This is a genomic window from Nocardioides bizhenqiangii (assembly GCF_034661235.1).
GTDB lineage: Bacteria > Actinomycetota > Actinomycetes > Propionibacteriales > Nocardioidaceae > Nocardioides > Nocardioides bizhenqiangii.
On the sequence record NZ_CP141059.1, the window covers coordinates 1,468,356 to 1,485,217 of the forward strand.

General features: G+C 67.1%; 17 protein-coding genes and 1 pseudogene. 9 read left to right on the plus strand and 9 right to left on the minus strand.

Annotated elements, in window-relative coordinates; genetic code table 11:
• Window positions 1-69: 69 nt before the first annotated feature.
• Together SHK19_RS07165 and SHK19_RS07170 are read right to left on the minus strand one after the other, a co-directional pair.
• Entirely contained in the window at window positions 70-483 is a 414-nt protein-coding gene (locus SHK19_RS07165) for a hypothetical protein (protein WP_322938236.1), read from the minus strand.
• Between the two features lie 28 nt (window positions 484-511).
• Complete coding sequence (locus SHK19_RS07170) at window positions 512-1,081, minus strand: PLD nuclease N-terminal domain-containing protein (RefSeq protein ID WP_322938237.1); 570 nt, start codon at window positions 1,079-1,081, stop codon at window positions 512-514.
• A 5-nt stretch (window positions 1,082-1,086) separates the two neighbouring features.
• Here SHK19_RS07170 and SHK19_RS07175 point away from each other — a divergent pair, with 5 nt between their 5' ends.
• The gene (locus SHK19_RS07175; RefSeq protein WP_322938238.1) at window positions 1,087-1,920 is read left to right on the plus strand and encodes a CYTH domain-containing protein; all 834 of its coding nucleotides are present in this window, start codon (window positions 1,087-1,089) and stop codon (window positions 1,918-1,920) included.
• Between the two features lie 328 nt (window positions 1,921-2,248).
• On the plus strand, window positions 2,249-2,653 hold the full coding sequence (locus SHK19_RS07180) for a DUF1622 domain-containing protein (protein WP_322457889.1): 405 nt from the start codon (window positions 2,249-2,251) through the stop codon (window positions 2,651-2,653).
• A gap of 227 nt (window positions 2,654-2,880) precedes the next feature.
• On the opposite strand, the gene SHK19_RS07185 is transcribed toward SHK19_RS07180, so the two are convergent.
• Complete coding sequence (locus SHK19_RS07185; protein ID WP_322938239.1) at window positions 2,881-3,345, minus strand: DUF6325 family protein; 465 nt, start codon at window positions 3,343-3,345, stop codon at window positions 2,881-2,883.
• A 316-nt stretch (window positions 3,346-3,661) separates the two neighbouring features.
• Between SHK19_RS07185 and SHK19_RS07190 the strand changes: the two are divergent.
• The 4 genes and pseudogenes from SHK19_RS07190 to SHK19_RS07205 form a co-directional block, all read left to right on the plus strand.
• Window positions 3,662-4,009, plus strand: a pseudogene (locus tag SHK19_RS07190) (sulfatase-like hydrolase/transferase); the annotation flags it as partial.
• Window positions 3,936-6,026 carry an arylsulfatase gene (locus tag SHK19_RS07195; protein WP_322938240.1) on the plus strand — a complete coding sequence of 697 codons (2,091 nt, stop codon included), beginning with the start codon at window positions 3,936-3,938 and terminating at the stop codon, window positions 6,024-6,026. The pseudogene SHK19_RS07190 and the gene SHK19_RS07195, both read left to right, overlap by 74 nt.
• 515 nt (window positions 6,027-6,541) lie before the next feature.
• A complete protein-coding gene (locus SHK19_RS07200) occupies window positions 6,542-6,862 on the plus strand; it encodes a hypothetical protein (protein ID WP_322938241.1) in 321 nt (106 codons plus the stop codon).
• A 35-nt stretch (window positions 6,863-6,897) separates the two neighbouring features.
• Window positions 6,898-7,314 (plus strand): hypothetical protein, encoded by a 417-nt coding sequence (locus SHK19_RS07205; protein ID WP_322457893.1) that lies wholly within the window; start codon window positions 6,898-6,900, stop codon window positions 7,312-7,314.
• A 50-nt stretch (window positions 7,315-7,364) separates the two neighbouring features.
• Here SHK19_RS07205 and SHK19_RS07210 read toward each other — a convergent pair whose 3' ends face one another.
• The 6 genes from SHK19_RS07210 to SHK19_RS07235 all read right to left on the minus strand — a co-directional run bounded on the left by SHK19_RS07210 (window position 7,365) and on the right by SHK19_RS07235 (window position 12,830).
• Window positions 7,365-7,769 carry a hypothetical protein gene (locus SHK19_RS07210; protein ID WP_322457894.1) on the minus strand — a complete coding sequence of 135 codons (405 nt, stop codon included), beginning with the start codon at window positions 7,767-7,769 and terminating at the stop codon, window positions 7,365-7,367.
• Window positions 7,770-7,879: 110 nt separating this feature from the next.
• The gene (locus tag SHK19_RS07215; protein ID WP_322938242.1) at window positions 7,880-8,791 is read right to left on the minus strand and encodes an HAD family hydrolase; all 912 of its coding nucleotides are present in this window, start codon (window positions 8,789-8,791) and stop codon (window positions 7,880-7,882) included.
• Entirely contained in the window at window positions 8,791-9,744 is a 954-nt protein-coding gene (locus tag SHK19_RS07220) for a formylglycine-generating enzyme family protein (RefSeq protein WP_322938243.1), read from the minus strand. Before SHK19_RS07220 ends, SHK19_RS07215 begins: the two co-directional genes overlap by 1 nt.
• Window positions 9,745-9,764: 20 nt before the next feature.
• On the minus strand, window positions 9,765-11,270 hold the full coding sequence (locus tag SHK19_RS07225; protein WP_322938244.1) for an arylsulfatase: 1,506 nt from the start codon (window positions 11,268-11,270) through the stop codon (window positions 9,765-9,767).
• A gap of 104 nt (window positions 11,271-11,374) precedes the next feature.
• Entirely contained in the window at window positions 11,375-12,037 is a 663-nt protein-coding gene (locus SHK19_RS07230) for a hypothetical protein (RefSeq protein ID WP_322457898.1), read from the minus strand.
• Complete coding sequence (locus tag SHK19_RS07235; protein WP_322938245.1) at window positions 12,012-12,830, minus strand: bestrophin-like domain; 819 nt, start codon at window positions 12,828-12,830, stop codon at window positions 12,012-12,014. Before SHK19_RS07235 ends, SHK19_RS07230 begins: the two co-directional genes overlap by 26 nt.
• Before the next feature lie 155 nt (window positions 12,831-12,985).
• Between SHK19_RS07235 and SHK19_RS07240 the strand changes: the two genes are divergently transcribed.
• The 3 genes from SHK19_RS07240 (at window position 12,986) to cls (ending at window position 16,858) form a co-directional block, all read left to right on the plus strand.
• The gene (locus SHK19_RS07240) at window positions 12,986-13,819 is read left to right on the plus strand and encodes an MBL fold metallo-hydrolase (RefSeq protein WP_322938246.1); all 834 of its coding nucleotides are present in this window, start codon (window positions 12,986-12,988) and stop codon (window positions 13,817-13,819) included.
• Window positions 13,820-13,889: 70 nt separating this feature from the next.
• Entirely contained in the window at window positions 13,890-15,407 is a 1,518-nt protein-coding gene (locus SHK19_RS07245) for an ATP-binding protein (protein WP_322938247.1), read from the plus strand.
• The gene (gene cls, locus SHK19_RS07250) at window positions 15,407-16,858 is read left to right on the plus strand and encodes a cardiolipin synthase (protein ID WP_322938248.1); all 1,452 of its coding nucleotides are present in this window, start codon (window positions 15,407-15,409) and stop codon (window positions 16,856-16,858) included. The genes SHK19_RS07245 and cls overlap by 1 nt, the downstream gene beginning before the upstream one ends.
• Window positions 16,859-16,862 lie beyond the last annotated feature (4 nt).

Below are 16,862 nucleotides of genomic sequence, written 5' to 3' on the forward strand. Positions count from 1 at the left end.
CGCAGAGGCAATAAACCGAACGGGTGGGTGACATCGCGTGAAATCAGGACCCCCGCCCATGCGAGCCGCTCAGGCCGGCCGGTCCAGCCGATCGAATCCTTCTGTCCGCCGTGACAGCCAGACGATCAGGGTGTGGATCAGCCAGGCCGCGAAGCCGTAGACCACCGTCGCGAACAGCACGGAGGTGTCGAGCACCGCTTCCACCTGGTTGCCTCCGTCGCCGAGCTCGATGGAGGTGAGGATCCCGCGGAACGGCTCCATGGCACGGTCCAGGGACCGGTAGGCCCACTGGACGAACGGCGGATCGGGATTCGCTCCGAGGAGGAGCAGGACGAACCCGAGCACGAGGACGGTCTCCGTCAGGATCACGTAGACGTAGAGCAGGTACGCCAGGGCGCGAGCTCCCCAAAGGACGGCATGTCGCTCGTGACCGACCGGGGCGGTGAGGGTGTCGAGGCTTGGTGCGCTAGGGCACGAGAACATTACGGACTTCGCTGAGACCTCGGCCTTCTCACGGCTCTCCGGCCTGGGAGCGCATCGTCGCGTGCCTGTCGATCGCCGCCTGCTGCGTGCGATCGGGCAGCGAGTCGCCCCGCGCGAGGAGATAGATGACCGCACCCAGCCACGGCAGCACGACGATGCAGAAGATCCACAACGCCTTGGAGGCACCACGCAGGCTGCGGTCCCTCAAGATGTCGCCGACGATGAAGACGAACAAGTAGATCCACGACATCAACAGCATGAACGAGAAGGTCGAGACGATGACTTCCCACAGGCCGAAACCGTCCTCCATGAGCTGTCCTTGCTGTCGTCGGGACCGGGCGCGCGATTGCCGCGCCGGTCCATTACCGTCTCGGCGGACCGTCGCAGCGGGCTCACCCGCGCAGGGTGAGATCGACCCACAGGTGTGGTCAGCACCGGTGGCGGACGCCTGGCGCGAGCACGATCCGGGGCCGAGTCGCGACAGTGGGGGAGGCTGCCCCCGGTACCAGGTGAAGGTGGCAGCGTGCATCTCGAAGCGCCGGAGCGGCACGACAACCGCGTAGAGCACCACCTGCCTCGGTGATTCCGCGAGGCTCACCCCGCGTGGGTGAGGTTCTCGGCGGTGAGGTCCAGTCTTCTGTTGGGACCATTGCCGACGCCTGGAGAACAGCGATGACCGAAACTGCTCCGGCGGGTAGCCTTGCTCCCGACCAGGCCGACGAGCTGGCGACGCTCCTTCAGAGTGCTGACTCCGTGGAGCTGAAGCTGACCGTCCCCGACAACGACCAGCGCTCGGCGGTTCGAGCACTGGAGATGGACCCGCTCGAAGCCGAGCTCCGCCAGGTGTTCTTCTTCGACACGCCCGACCTCGCCCTCAACCGGCAAGGCGTGATTGTGCGAGCACGGAGGACGACGCGCAGGGACGACAGCGTGGTGAAGCTGCGTCCAGTGGTGCCGAGCGAGGTATCTGCCGAGCTGCGCGCCCTCAAGGGGTTCGGCGTGGAGGTCGACGTGATGCCGGGAGGCTTCGTGTGTTCGGCCAGCCTCCAGGCGAAGATGCGTGCCGGGAAGGTGAAGGAAGCACTGGACGGCGAGCGCGGACTGACGTCACTCTTCGACAAGAGGCAGCGCGCGTTCTTCGCGGATTGCGCCCCTGACGGGATGTCCGTCGATGACCTCACGGTTCTGGGTCCGATCCTGGTGATGAAGCTGAAGTTCTCGCCCAGTGGTTACGACGGTCGACTCGTCGCAGAGCTCTGGCTGTACCCGGACGGGTCCCGCATCCTGGAGCTCTCCACCAAGGCCGCGACGACCGAAGCGTTTACGGTGGCCGCTAGCACCAAGCAATTCCTCCAGCAGCGCGGCATCGACTTGACCGGCGAGCAGCAGACGAAGACCAAGACGGCGCTCGAGTTCTTCTCGTCCGAGCTTCGGTAAGGCCTCGACGCCGGACCGCCTGTCAGGGGTGCTCGAGTGCCCGATCCCGCCGGTCCAGCCGCCGCGACAGCCAGAGATGCCGCTGTGGATCAGCCAGGGACTTCGACGCCGATGAGTGGAACGACGACATTCGCGCGCAGCACCAGAACCTATCAACGACCACCCCGGCCGACCCGTGGACCGGGGTTGGCATCATCCCCCGCCCGGGGTGAGGCCGTCGGACCCGTAGGGGCGGATGCTGACCAGACGATGGACTCTCGCCTCGGAAACACGGTCCCGAGCGGGCTCATGCTGACGCCATGCTGCACGAGCACGTGAGGAAACTCAGATGCACTTCCACGAGGCGATGGAGCGAGTCGTCCAGGGTTTCGAGATCGGTGGGGTCGCCATCCTCGTGGTCGGCTCGCTGGTGGCTCTCGGGTCCGCTGGCCTTGCGTGGCGTCGCGAAGGCGGCTCCATCGCGTATCAACGCGCCCGGCAGGGAGTGGGCAGGGCGATCCTGCTGGGCCTGGAGTTCCTGATCATCGCCGACATCGTGCTGACGATCACGATCGAGCCGACACTTGACAGTGCCCTGGCGCTGGGGCTCATCGTCCTCGTGCGCACCTTCCTCAGCTTCTCCCTCGAGATCGAGCTGGAGGGTGTCTTGCCGTGGCGGCGTAAGGCGATCGAGGGCGCTGACCGTCCTCCCGCTGGCTCCTTGGGGCGCGGGAAGTCGACGCCGGCAGTGTGATCGGACCGCGAGTCCGACCCCGACGACCGGCCGCTCTCGCCGGCGACGCGGTCGCCTAGATGCGACGCCGGCGACCTCGGCCTGGAGTCACCGCGGCCGCCACCACGGCCGTCCTGGCGACGGGCGACGGCCCGGGGGTGGTGACGGCCTTCGCAACGACCGCGGTCCTCGCCACTGGGTGTCCGATGACACCGACTCGTCCTACTCGTGCTGCCCTGAGAGGCATGTCAGTCTCCTTCAATCGCGTCGTCGTCATGGTCGTCGGCTTCGATCGAGGCGATGATGGCCTGGATCGGAATGCGTCCGTCCGCGATGAGCTGTCCCCCGGCGCGCCGCGCGGCCGAGGCGAACGGTGCCGCCCACAGGTTCTCCCAGATGAGCACCCCCGCCGTACTGCCCGGGTCCATGGAGGCAGCTAGGTTGACTACGTCCTGCTCGGCAAGGAATTCAGCGAGCTCTGCCTCGACTTGCTGGAGCGGGCCGAGGTTCTCGATGTCCGCGAGTTCCATCGCATCGACCGAACCGTCTGCGTCTTTGGTCACCACCAGCATGTCGATCACGCGGATGGTGCCGGAGTCGACCAGGGCGACCAACTCGTTCGCCATCTCTCCGGTGAAGTTGCTCTCGCCTGCAGGGAACTCGACGACAAGATAATCGACGGGGCCCAGCTCATCGAGCGATGTCTGCGTCATCGCTGGCCATCCTTTCGTGGTCGGGGGCGAAGCGCTCACCGATGGCTCAGGTAGCTGGTTCACCTCAATGCGACATTGCCGCCACTTGCAGTTGTCGTCGTCACCCGTGCGGGGTGACTCCCGAGGGTGCGTGGATCCCTCGCTCCTGCAGTGCCGAACCCAGGTTGCCTCGATCCGGGGTGAGGGGAGCGACACCCTGACATTGTCGTCCGACGGAGCCACCCAGTCGGGTGAGGCCGGCTCGGAAGTGTCCCCCTAGCCTCGATGGCTCACGGAGCACGTTGAAAGCGGTTCCTGCCGAGCGGAAGGACCCAGCATGACCGAAGACCGGCATTCTCGCGGCATCCTGCCCATCCCGGACCGCGTTGCCCCTGGTCTGACGACCTACGACGCCAAGGACCCGGACACGGCCTTCGCCAAGGTCGCGCCCTTGCGGCCGCCCGCGGGTGCGCCCAACGTGTTGGTCGTTCTGCTCGACGATGTTGGATTCGGTGCCTCCTCGGCATTCGGTGGGCCGTGTCGGACCCCGACGGCGGACAGGCTCGCGCAAGGGGGGCTGCGCTACAACCGCTTCCACACCACGGCTCTCTGTGCACCGACTCGCCAAGCCCTGCTCACGGGCCGTAACCACCACTCGGTCGGCATGGGCAGCATCACCGAGACCGCAAACCTCCGCGCCGGGCAACAGCTCGGTTCGGTCGAACACCAAGGCCCCGCTCGCAACCACTCTCAAGCTCAACGGGTACTCGACGGCCCAGTTCGGCAAATGCCATGAGGTGCCGGTGTGGCAGACCTCCCCGATGGGACCCTTCGACGCCTGGCCGACTGGCGGAGGCGGCTTCGAGACGTTCTACGGGTTCATCGGCGGTGAGAACAACCAATGGGACCCAGCCCTGTACAGCGGCACCACACCGATCGAGCCCCCTGCCACCGCAGAGGAGGGCTACCACCTCACGGAGGACCTCACCGACCACGCGATCGGCTGGGTGCGCCAGCAAAAGGCGCTGATGCCCGACAAGCCGTTCTTCGTCTACTTCGCCCCCGGCGCCACCCATGCTCCGCACCACGTCCCCAAGGAGTGGGCCGACCGCTACCGGGGCGAGTTCGACGACGGATGGGACGCCCTGCGCGACCGCACCTTCGCCCGACAGAAGGAACTCGGGGTCATCCCAGAGGACTCCGACCTGACTCCACGACACTCAGAGATCACCGCCTGGGACGACATGCCCGATGAGCTCAAGCCCGTGCTGGCCCGGCAGATGGAGGTCTACGCCGGGTTCCTCGAGCACACCGACCACCACGTCGGGCGGCTGATCGACGCCCTCGCCGACCTGGAGGTCCTCGACGACACAATCGTCTACTACATCATCGGCGACAACGGCGCCTCGGCCGAAGGCACCATGAACGGCGCCTTCAACGAGCTGGCCAACTTCAACGGCATGGCGGCGCTCGAAACCCCCGAGTTCATGCTCAGCAAGTTGGACTCCTTCGGCGGCCCGGACTCCTACAACCACTACTCGGTCGGCTGGGCGTGGGCCAACAACACCCCGTTCCAGTGGACCAAGCAGGTCGCCTCGCACTGGGGCGGCACCCGCAACGGAACCATCGTGCACTGGCCCTACGGGATCGAGCAGCCCGGTGGCGTGCGCTCCCAGTTCACCCACGTGATCGACCTCGCGCCGACCATCCTCGAGGCAGCCGGACTGCCCGAACCGACCCTGGTCAATGGCGTGCTGCAGTCGCCCATGGAGGGCACCAGCATGCTCTACAGCTTCAACGACGAAGACGCCACGGAACGCCACGACGTCCAGTACTTCGAGATGTTCGGCAACCGCGGCATCTACCACAAGGGCTGGAGCGCGGTCACCAAGCACGGCACGCCCTGGGTCATGGTCGGGGCCCTTCCGCCATTCGACGACGACGTGTGGGAGCTCTACGACGGCAACAGCGACTACAGCCAAGCCCGCAACCTGGCAGAAGACGACCCCCAGATGCTCGCCAAGCTGCAAAGGCTCTGGCTGATCGAGGCGACCAAGTACGACGTCCTGCCCATCGACGACCGCGGTGCCGAGCGATTCGAACCGGGAGTCGCCGGCCGGCCGACCCTGATCCGCGGCAACTCCCAGCTGTTCTTCGCCGGGATGGGACGTCTCTCGGAGAACAGCGTGGTCAGCATCAAGAACAAGTCGTTCTCGGTGACCGCCGAGGTCGACGTTCCGGCCACCGGTGCGAACGGCGTGATCATCGCCCAGGGCGGTCGCTTTGGCGGTTGGTCCTTCTACGTGAAGAACGGCCACCTCAAGTTCGCCTATAACGTGCTGGGAATCCATGAGTTCGTGACCGAGAGCGACCAGTCCGTGCCTGAGGGCACCCACCAGGTCCGCATGGAGTTCGCTTACGACGGCGGCGGACTGGCCAAGGGAGGCGCCGTCACCCTCTATTGCGACGGCAACCCCGTCGGGGTCGGTCGCGTCGAGGCCACTCAGGCGATGATCTTCTCCGCCGACGAGACCACCGATATCGGCTACGAGTCCGGCACCACCGTCACCCGCGACTACACGCCCGTGAGCAGCCGGTTCACCGGTCGGATCAACTGGGTCCAGATCGACATCGGTGATGACGACAACGACCACTTCATCGACCCCGATGAGCGGTTCCGGATCGCTATGGCCAGGCAGTAGGGACGGGGCATCCCGCCGGGCCGAGGCTGTTGCGCCAACGACCTCTGCTCCGCCCTGGCCTGCCATCCGACGACGGATGCGGGCGACGGTATCCGCAAAGTTCTCATCCCTGACGGGTGATGTCCCGCCCAAGGTGGAGCGGCATGGTTTCGCAGAGAACTGGATCGTCGCGTCCTCAGCAGCGGACGCGGCCGACCCGGCGCCGCCGCCTGCGGTGAGCACGGGCGCCAACGACCGGAGGAAAACCGTCGGATGAACCTTCTGCTGGGTCTCCTGGTCACCATCGCGGCCACGGTCATCACCGTCACTTCGATGCTCGTCGTGCGGCGACGGGCGCCCCAGGGCAGCTACTTCACCGATGGGGACCGCGCCTCAGGAGTCTTCGGCGTGCTCGCCGCCGGCTTCTGGCCACATTCATCGCCTGGGCTGATGCCGATCAGCGTCGGGAGGTCGCCGTCGCCGACTTCTACGAGCACCGCTTCCGTCCCGAGTTCCGACCGGCCTTCGACGCGTGGATGGACACCGACCCCGGCGCGAACCCCGACGCTCCCCCCACGCCGTTCGCCATGGAGGAGTACCAGATCGCGGCCGAGGACGAGGCAGAGCAGCTCGACGCGGACGCAGAAGAGCTGGCCGCTGAGGTCCGCCTCAAAATCCAACGGTCCAGCAACTACGTGCTCACGGTGGTGTTGTACGCCGTCGTACTCTTCTTCGCCGGCATGAGCACCCGGCTCGAGAACCGACGGCTGCGCTGGGTGATGACGATATCCGGGTGCCTGGTGCTGCTCGCCGCTCTCGGTTGGGTAGCGACCTTCCCTGTCAGCCTCGCGGTCTGAGCGATGGGCGGTATCCGTTCGAAAGGGAGGACACGATGTTCTTTGCACTACTCGCGAAGTTCCTGCTGAAGCAGCCGCCGATGGTGCAGGCGGCCGTGCTGGGCCTGTGCACCGGGCTCTTCGTCGCTGCGACCGCTGAGGCGAACGAGCGCGACCCTGCCGTCAGCTCGGTGGTCTGGCTCGTGCTCGGCTGGGGCGCTCTGGCAGGTGCCCTCTACTACGCGGGCTTCATGCTCCAGCACAGGCGCGGAGCGGCGATCGAGGACGACGTGCCTCCCTGGGTCCACGCGCTGTACGCCGCCGTGTGGGTCTTCGGAGTCGTTGCCGCCCTGCTGGCCCTCTTCGGCGACGGTGGGTTCAAGGTTGCCGCTCTGGCGATCGTGCCGCTCGTCCTCCTCGCGCCATCCGCCTTCTACGGGATCCGGCAGATCACCCATCGAGTGCCGGCCTGACCAGCTCCAACCTCGCGTCGCAGCAGCCTGCTCCGGCCAACCGAGTGCAGCTAGATCGTCCGATCCTGCCAGTCCGACCGTTCCAACTTGCGCGTCAGCCAGACGATCCCGCTGTGGATCAGCCAGGCGAGGAGGCCGTAGATCACCATCGCGAAGAGCACAGAGGTGTCGAGCACAGCCTCGACCTGGTTGGCCCCATTGCCCAGCTCGATGGAGGTGAAGATGCCCCGGAACGGCTCCATTGCGCGATCCAGGGACCGATAAGCCCACTCTACGAATGGCGTATCGGGATTCGCGCCGAGGAGGAGCAGGAAGAACCCGAGCACGAGCACGACTTCAGTCACGACCACATAGGTGTAGATCAGGTACGCCAGCGCGCGAGCTCCCCAGACGACGGCACGGCCTTCGTGATGCACTGGCCGCGGTGCAGAAAGCGGGGCCTGGTCCGACGACATCTTGTTCCTCGCTCAGGATTGAGAACAACAGTTGTGGGTTCCAGGTACACCTTCGCCGGAGCCTCGGCGACGTCCCTCACCCACCATGGGTGAGTCACGGGGCGCCGGCTTCAGACGGGCCGGAAGACGGTCGCCCAGTCACTGGCCATGCTGACCACGGTCCATCCGAGTCGGATGCCGACGTCCCTGATCGGCTCGGCCTCCTCGAAGCTTGCGGCCTTGCTCGCGTAGCTGAACTCGCGATCGCCGTCGTCGTGGTCGACGAGCAGTGCGAGCGTCGGCCCGTCGCCAGCTGCCGCCCACTCGAGCATCTCCCGGTCGCCACCGGAGTTCCCTGCTGCGAGGAGGGGCCGCCGGCCCAGCTGACGCTGGATGTTGCTCACCTTGACGGTGCCCTCGTTGGCAGCGCCGTCGAGACTGCCGGTCCTGCGGAGCCGTGGCGCGCCGTTGTCGTCGCGGGAGTACTCATAGTCGATGAGGGTGCCGACGACCGCCTCCGGCGGTACGCCGTACAGCTGGTGGCTGATCGCCCGCACGAACTCGGTGCCCCCACCCGTGACGATCGTGACCGCCACGTCACGGCGCCTCAGCTCGTCGATCAGCTCGATCATCGGTTGGTAAACGAGGTCGCCCGGCGGCCGGGCCAGAGTGGGGTGCTGGCTCCTGGCCATGAAGTCGCGGACCCGGTCCCTGAACTCCTCCGCCGGGATCCCCTCGAACAGGCTGGTCAGAGCGAGGGCGATCCGTTCGAGCCCGAGCTCGCCGACCGCTGCTGCATCGTGGTTCAGCAGAGCTGCGAACTCCGGCACCCCCGTCACGTCGGTCTCAGCCGCGCGGACCTTGAGTGCATCGATGAAGAAGTCGTACTGGACGTAGTTCGGACGTTCGCACCAGAGGGTGCCGTCATTGTCGAAGCAGGCGATGCGATCCTCCTCGGGCACGTCGAGCACCGCGTCGAGGAACCCCAGCACCGCATCGCGGGTGGCGCCGGGTCGCCAGGACGGAAGAATCAGGTCGTCCATCAGGAGATCACCTCTAGGTTGAGGGGGGTGCTGCGGCCGACGCAGCGGAACCCCATGTGGCTGGTGCCCGTGTCGATCATCTGCGGGCGCCGCGCAGCGGGGCGGTACCGCAAGCAATAGGTGTCAGCGCACAGGTGTGAACCACCTTTGACGACGCGACGTCCGACGCGGAACTGGGGCTGCGCCGGGTCGTAGCTGTCTTCCTGCCGTCCACCGCGCGGGTTGGCCGGCACACAGCAGGGCTTGTCGACCTCGTCCGGGTGGCGCTGGGTCCACCAGTCCGAGGTCCACTCCCAGACGTTGCCCGCCATGTCGAACAGTCCGTAGCCGTTGGCAGGGAAGCTGCCGACCGGTGCGGTGCCCACGAAGCCGCTCTCCCGGGTACTGCGCCAGGGGAAGTCCGGACCGTCCCAGGTGTTCGCCATGATCCTGCCGCCGGGGCGCGCCTCGTCCCCCCATGTGTACGCCGCGCCGTCCAGCCCGCCGCGGGCCGCGTACTCCCACTGCGCCTCGGTGGGGAGCGCTCCGCCCGCCCAGTCCGCGTAGGCGGCGGCGTCCTCGTACGCCACGTGGACGACCGGGTGGTCCGGTCGCCGCTTCACCGAGCTCCCGGGTCCCTCGGGACTCGACCAGCAGGCGCCGGGTGTCCAGGTCCACCACTGGCTGATGTGGCGGAGGTCCACGGGCCCCTCGGTCGGGGTGAAGACCAACGAGCCGGGCACCAGGTTCTCGCTCGGCGCGTCGGGGTAGCCCGCCGGGTCGAGCGGGCGTTCGGCCACCGTGCGGTACCGGGTCGCCTTCACGAACCCGCTGTACTGCTCGTTGGTGACCTGGATCGCGTCGATCCTGAACGGGTCGACGCGGACCTGATGGCGCGGCGCCTCCTCGGGATAGTGGTCGTCGGACCCCATCGTGAAGACGCCGCCGGGCAGGGAGACCCGCGAGGTCTCCATGACCGCCTCCCTCCCGCGGCTCACGCGCCGGGCATGCCCGCTTTGAGCTTCTCCATCATCTTGTCGATGGTAAAGCTGGCGGGCTCCTGCCGTGGGGGGAAGTCCTTCAGGCTCTGGATCATCTGGCCGACGAAGGCGGTGGCCGGGATCACCAGCCAGGCATGGTCGAACATCCAGTCGAAGTACGTGTTCGACGTGATGTCGGCCCGCTCGTAGGGGTCGGTCCGCAGGTTGAAGATCTTCGGGCACCTCAGCACGACGAAGGGCTCGAGCCAGATGCCCAGCGTGCCCGGCATGCGTTGCTCGAGGAACACGAACTTCCAGTTGTCGTACCGCAACGCGGTGAGGTCGCCGTCGTCCGAGACGTAGAAGAAGTACTGGCGTGGGCTCATCTCAGTTGCGCCCGTGAAGTAGTCGAGCTGGTTGAAGCCGTCGAGGTGGACCTTGTACGTGGTGCCGTTCAGGTCCGTCCCTGCCTTGAGCCGGTCGGCGACGTCGGTGTCGCCCGCAGCCGCGAGCAGGGTGACGAACCAGTCGTTGTGGCTCACGATGCCGTTCAGCACCCGACCCTCCGGGATGCGTCCGGGCCAGCGCACCAGAGCCGGCACCCGGTAGGCACCTTCCCAGTTGGAGTTCTTCTCGCTGCGGAACGGAGTCATGCCGCCGTCGGGCCAGGTGTTCATGTGCGGACCGTTGTCGGTGGAGTACATGACGATCGTGTTGTCGGCGAGGCCGTTCTCGTCGAGATAGTCGAGCACCCCCCCGACCAGCTCGTCGTGGTCGCACATCGCGTCGTGGTACTCCGACTGCCAGCGGCCGGCCTTGCCCCGGCTGCCGTCCTTGACGTGGGTCCGGAAGTGCATGTGCGTGGTGTTGAGCCACACGAAGAACGGCGTGTCGCTCTCCTTGGCGTCGGTCATGAACCGCAGCGCCTCGGGGACGACCTCCTCGTCGATGGTCTTCATCCGCTCCTTGGTGAGCGGACCGGTGTCCTCGATCCGCTGGCCGCCCTCGGCGTCGGGATCAGCCCAGGCGTGGATCACTCCTCGTGGGCCGAAGTTCTTCCGGAAGTTGGGGAACTCCTCTTCCGACGGGTAGTCGAACTGCTCGGGCTCCTCCTCGGCGTTGAGGTGGTAGAGGTTGCCGAAGAACTCGTCGAACCCGTGCATGGTGGGCAGGAACTCGTCGCGGTCGCCGAAGTGGTTCTTCCCGAACTGTCCGGTCGTGTACCCCACAGCCTTGAGCGCCGTGGCGATCGTGGGGTCCTCGGCCCGGATGCCGATGTCCGCTCCCGGCATGCCCACCTTGGTGAGCCCGGTGCGGTAGGGGTTCTGACCGGTGATGAACGCAGCCCGTCCGGCCGTGCAGCTCTGCTCACCGTAGTAGTCGGTGAACCGAACGCCCTCCGCGGCGATGCGGTCGATATTCGGAGTTCGGTAGCCCATCAGACCCTCGCTGTAGCAGCTGAGGTTGCTGATCCCGATGTCGTCGCCCCAGATGATCAGGATGTTGGGTTGGTCGGCCACGGGTCCTCCTGACTTGCACTCGACTGCCCGAGTGACACCTGCGAAAGTAGGAGCGAGCCGTGCGCGAGGCGTCACCCGTTGCGGGCGAGGACGGGGAGATGAGGTCAGACCGCAAAGCTCACCGGGAGGGACACCACCCACGCGATCGCGCCGAGGAGGGTGAGAGCCCCGGCGAGCGTCATGACCCAGCGCAGCCGGCGGCTGGCGAGTCGCGTGCTCATGCCCGCGAAGAACAGCACCACGGCGTACAGCACCACAGTGAGGATGTAGTTGCTGGAACGCTGGATGTAGGTACGCACCTCGGCGGCCGACTCCTCGGCTTCCGCGTCGAGACGCGCGGCCTCGTTCTTGGACTCCACCTGGTACTCCGGCATGGCGAACGGGGTCGACGGAGCGGCCGGGTCGGAGAACGGGCGGGTGGCGATCCAGGCGTCGTACGCCGGCTGGAACTCCTCCCGGAAGCGTTCGGCGAGGAATTGTGCGAGGTCGTCCTCCCCGCGCCGGTCTGCCTCTGCCCAGGCGATGAAGGTCGCCACGTCGACCTGCGTCTGCGACCGAGCAAGACCGTCCGCTCGGGCCGCCTCGATCCTGATCGCGTTCGTCCGCCCGGCAGCGGCGGCCTGCTCGCCGTTCCACCGCGTCGCCTGAAAGCTGCTCCACGACGTTGCCAGCGCCGCGACCACGAGCAGCACCGTGACCAGCAGCTCTTGCCAGCTGCGCCCGTTCTCCGCGGGCTCCTGCTCAGCTGCGGCGACCATGCTCGTCACACGGGGGATCGACGACGACACCGACAGCCTCTGCCTCGAGCTCGATCACCCGCAAGGTCCGCTCCATCGCCGTCGGCTGGAGCCGGCCCACGCCGTCCCCGTGTGGATGGTCGAAGAACAACAACAGCAGCAGGAGCAGGGAGATCACGACCGTGACGCTGCCCATGAGCATCCCCTGCGTCACCGGCCCTTCGTCGGGATCGGCGAAGAACAGCAGGTAGCCGAAGATGACTGCCGAGATCAGGAACAACACGAACCAGACGGGCAACGGGATGATGCCCTCGGCGCCGTGGATCCGGTCGATCCGGGCCTGTTCACGTTGCGCCGTCTGGTCCATCCACCGGTCATAGGCGGACTGCTCGGTCGACGCCGCAGGCTCGATCGAGGAGATGGTTTGGAACATCTCCGCGCCCCAGGGATTGATCTGCTCACCCAGTTCTCCGCTGTCGACGGCATCCCATTCGGTACCCGCCACCGAGCGGGCGTAGCACGTCAGCTCGCCCGTGAGCTCCTCCGACACCTCGAGGTACTGGGCCGTCTGGACCTGTTGAAGCACGATCGTCGCCTCGGCCTCGGCGCCGGACCTCGACTCGTCGTACGACGTGAAGGCCAGGAAGATGATGAACCCGAGCAGCACGGAGTAGCCGGTGGCGAGCACCCCGAAGACGCCGGACGCCCGGTCTCCATCCGTGAAGTAGCTGCCCTGAGGAGCCCGCCGACGCACGACCAGCATCGCGGTCACCGTGACCGCGGTGACGACGACCGTCACCACGAGGCCGAAGACGATGTTCATCCGGTGGTGGCTCCCTCGCCGTGCGATCTCTTCGTGGCCTCGATTTGAAACCACCGTCCATGTCACTCAGGCAGGTGTCAGTAGCGTCGATCGGACGCTAGAGAGCGTCTCGGGTTCTGACCTCACCCGTGGCGGATGAGGACCTCGCGCCGTCCGTGCCCAAACGTAGGAAACCGCACGGACGGGAGGAGAACGACGCGTTGGGCATCGTCGTCACGTGGCTCGGTCACTCCACAGCCGTCGTAGATCTCGACGGCGTGCGGATCGTCGCTGACCCGCTGCTGAGACGCAACAACGGCATCCTGCGCCGCCGTGGCATCCAGCCGGTCCGAGCCGCGTGGGAGGCGGCGGATGCCGTCCTGCTCTCCCACCTGCACCACGACCACGCCGAGGTCCCCTCCCTCAAGCTGTTCCAGGGCGTGCCGGTCCTCACGGCGCCCGCCAACGCCACCTGGGTGAGGCGCAAGGGGCTTGACGGGCGGGGGCTGGCCGACGACGAGTGGTTTCCCGTAGGCGCTGAAGGCCACGTCGAGGTGCGGCTCGTGGAGGCGATCCACGATTCGCGGCCGATGCCCCACCGTCCGAACGCCGCGAACGGCCACCTCGTCCGGGGGCCGTCGGGCGTCGCCTGGCTGGCGGGGGACACCGATCTCTACCCCGGCATGGCGGCTCTGTCCGAGATCGCCGGCGGATCCATCGACGTCGCCCTCGTCCCGATCGGGGGTTGGGGACCTCGTCTCTCACCGGGACACATGGGGCCGCAGGAAGCCGCCGTGGCTTGCCGGCTGAGCGCAGCCCGGCACGCCGTCCCTGTCCATTGGAAGACGTTGCACGTGCCCGCCGGCGAGATGGTGCCCCGCGGTTGGATGGACGTGGCCGGACCACGGTTCTTGGAAGCCTTGGCGGCAGAGGCGCCCGACTGCCGGGCGGTCGACCTGGACATCGGTGGATCGGTCACCATACCGACCGTCGTGAGCCCTGGAGACTGAGGCGGCCGAGCCCCCGCCCTCACTCGCCGCGGGGGATACGCAGGGTCGGAACGGGCCGGACACTCGGCCTGTGGACACTGCCCTCGATCGGTCCGACCCGCTGGCCGAGCAGATCACGCGTTACCGAGACGTCCGCGAGCGCATCGAGAAGGGCACCCTCGCGCTGGCGACGTCGGTCGATGGTCGCGCTTTCGAATTCCAGGCCTCACTTCACGGATTGGCGCTTAGGCGAGGTGCCTACGTCGTCCTCGAGCATGCGGGCGGGCGGCGGTTCGGCCAGCTCACCGACCTGGCGAGTCACACCGCCGACGTCGGGGTGCCCGGCGTCGACGGCGCGACCACCACGGTTCGCGTCCGGTTGGCCGGAGGCAACGGCCTCCTCCTCGATCAAGGAGGACCGTTCCACGACGCGCAGGTACGGCCCGCGCTTCCCGACGAGGTGCGCGCGTGGCTCGCGGAGGCCAGTCGACCGGACCGGGCAGGTCTCGTCGTCGGAGAGCTGCTGATGGCACCCGGTGTACTCGCCGAGCTCGACAGCGGTGGGCTCAACAGGCACACGTTCATGTGCGGTCAGTCCGGCTCCGGCAAGACCTACTCGCTCGGCCTCCTGCTCGAGCGCGTGCTCGTCGAGACCAGCCTGCGCATCGTCATCCTCGATCCGAACTCCGACTACGTCGGCCTGGGGCGGCTCCGCGCGGACGTCGACCCTGCGCGGGCGGCGGCCTATCGATCCGTTCCTGACGACGTCGCGGTGTGGAGCAACGAACCCGGCGCCGACCGGCTGTTGAGACTCCGCTTCGCCGAGCTCGACGCGCGCACCCAAGGGGCAGTCCTCGGTCTCGATCCGATCGCCGACAGGGACGAGTACGCCGTACTCACCGATCTCCTGCGTGCGACCGAGGCCGGCAGGCCCGTGGTCAGCGGTCTCGACCAGCTGATCGGCTCGCCCAACCCGGCCGCTCAGCACCTGGGGATGCGGGCGCTCAACCTCGGGGTGCTCGACTGGAGCATCTGGAGCCCCGACGCGCCTTCGCTCCTCCAGGAGTTGGAGGAGCCGAGCAGCCGGTGCCTGGTCGTGGACCTCGGCTCGCTGGAGACGCTCGACGAGCAACGAATGGTCGCGGACGCGGTGCTGGCGTCGCTCTGGAGGTTGCGAAGGAATCGCGAGCCGGTGCTCGTCGTCATCGACGAGGCCCACAACATCTGCGCCGCCGAGCCGTCGAACCCCGTGAGCACCGTGTCGACCGAGAGGGCCGTCCAGATCGCGGCCGAAGGCCGTAAGTACGGCCTCTATCTCCTGGTGTCGACACAACGACCCGACAAGGTCCACGAGAACGTCGTGTCGCAGTGCGACAACCTGCTGCTGATGCGGATGAACTCCAGCGCCGACGTCGCAGACCTCGCCCGGATGTTCTCCTACGTGCCACCCGGGCTGCTGGACGGGGCGCCGTCGTTCGGGATGGGCCAGGCCCTCGTCGGCGGCCGGATCTACCCCCAGGGTGGTGCCTACGTGCAGATGGGCGCACGGGTGTCGCAAGAAGGCGGCGCCGACATACCGACCACCTGGGCCCGGCCCCGGGGCGCGTAGTGGACAACCTTCTGGTCATCGCCGGGGTGGCTCTGGTCGTCACGGATTACGTGATCAAGTTCCTGGCGATCGGGGTGCTGCCCCACAACCGCAAGCCGTCGTCCGCCATGGCGTGGCTGATCCTCATCCTGATCATCCCGTTGGCAGGCTTCGGCCTCTTCCTGCTCCTCGGCCGGACCAACCTCGGCCGGAAACGGCTCGCGCGGCAACGGGAGGCGGACGAGGCGATCCGGGCGGCCACCGACCAGCTGCCGACCACGCCCGTGGCCGGGCCCGGGTACGTCGGCTCGATGGCGACCCTCAACCTCAACCTCGGCTCCCTGCCCCTCCAGGCGGGCAACCGGGTGGAACTGATCTCCGGCTACGGCGACGCGATCACCGCGATGACGGCGGAGGTGGCCGGCGCGAGGGACAGCGTCGAGGTCGAGTTCTACATCTCGGCGTGGGACGACGTCACCGCCCCGTTCTTCGAGGCGCTTGCGGCGGCAGCCGCCCGTGGCGTGAAGGTACGACTGCTGTTCGACCACATGGGGTCCAAAGGCATTCCGGGCTACGACGACTTCGAGAAGCGGCTCGACGGCACCGACATCGAATGGCACCCGATGCTGCCGGTGCGACCGTTGAAGGGACAGTTCCAGCGGCCCGATCTGCGCAACCACCGCAAGCTCATGGTCGTCGACGGCCGGATCGGGTTCATGGGGTCGCAGAACCTCATCGAGCCGGGTTACAACAAGCCGAAGAACCATGCGGCCGGACGGGAGTGGGTCGAGCTCGTGGCCCGCGTCGACGGGCCGGCGGTCACCTCGCTCCGGGCAGTGTTCGCCAAGGACTGGTACACCGAGACGCACCAGCGAATGGGAGGTGAGATCTCCCCATCGGCGCCCGCGAACCACGCGGATGGGGTGGCGGCCCAGGTGGTGCCCAGCGGTCCCGGTTACGTGACCGAGAACAACCTGCGGCTCTTCACCGCGCTCATCTACTCCGCGCAGTCGCGCATCTCGTTGACGAGTCCCTATTTCGTGCCCGACGAGCCATTGCTGTACGCCGTGACCACGGCCGCGCGACGGGGGGTGGAGGTCGAGCTCTTCGTCAGCGAGGAGGGCGACCAGTTCATGGTCTACCACGCCCAGTGCTCCTACTACCAAGCCCTGCTCGAGGCGGGCGTCCGGATCCACCTCTACCCGGCACCGGCGGTCCTGCACTCCAAGCACTTCTCTATCGACGACGACGTCGCGGTGATCGGGTCGAGCAACATGGACATGCGGTCGTTCGCGCTCAACCACGAGGTGTCGATGATGCTGACCGGTGGCGACATCGTGGCCCGGTTCCGCAAGGTCGAGGACGACTACCGCGCCCTGTCGCGGGAGCTGACGATCGACGAGTGGCGGCAGCGGTCCAAGGTGCAGCGGTACCTCGACAACACCATGCGCCTCACCGCGGCCCTGCAGTAGTCGC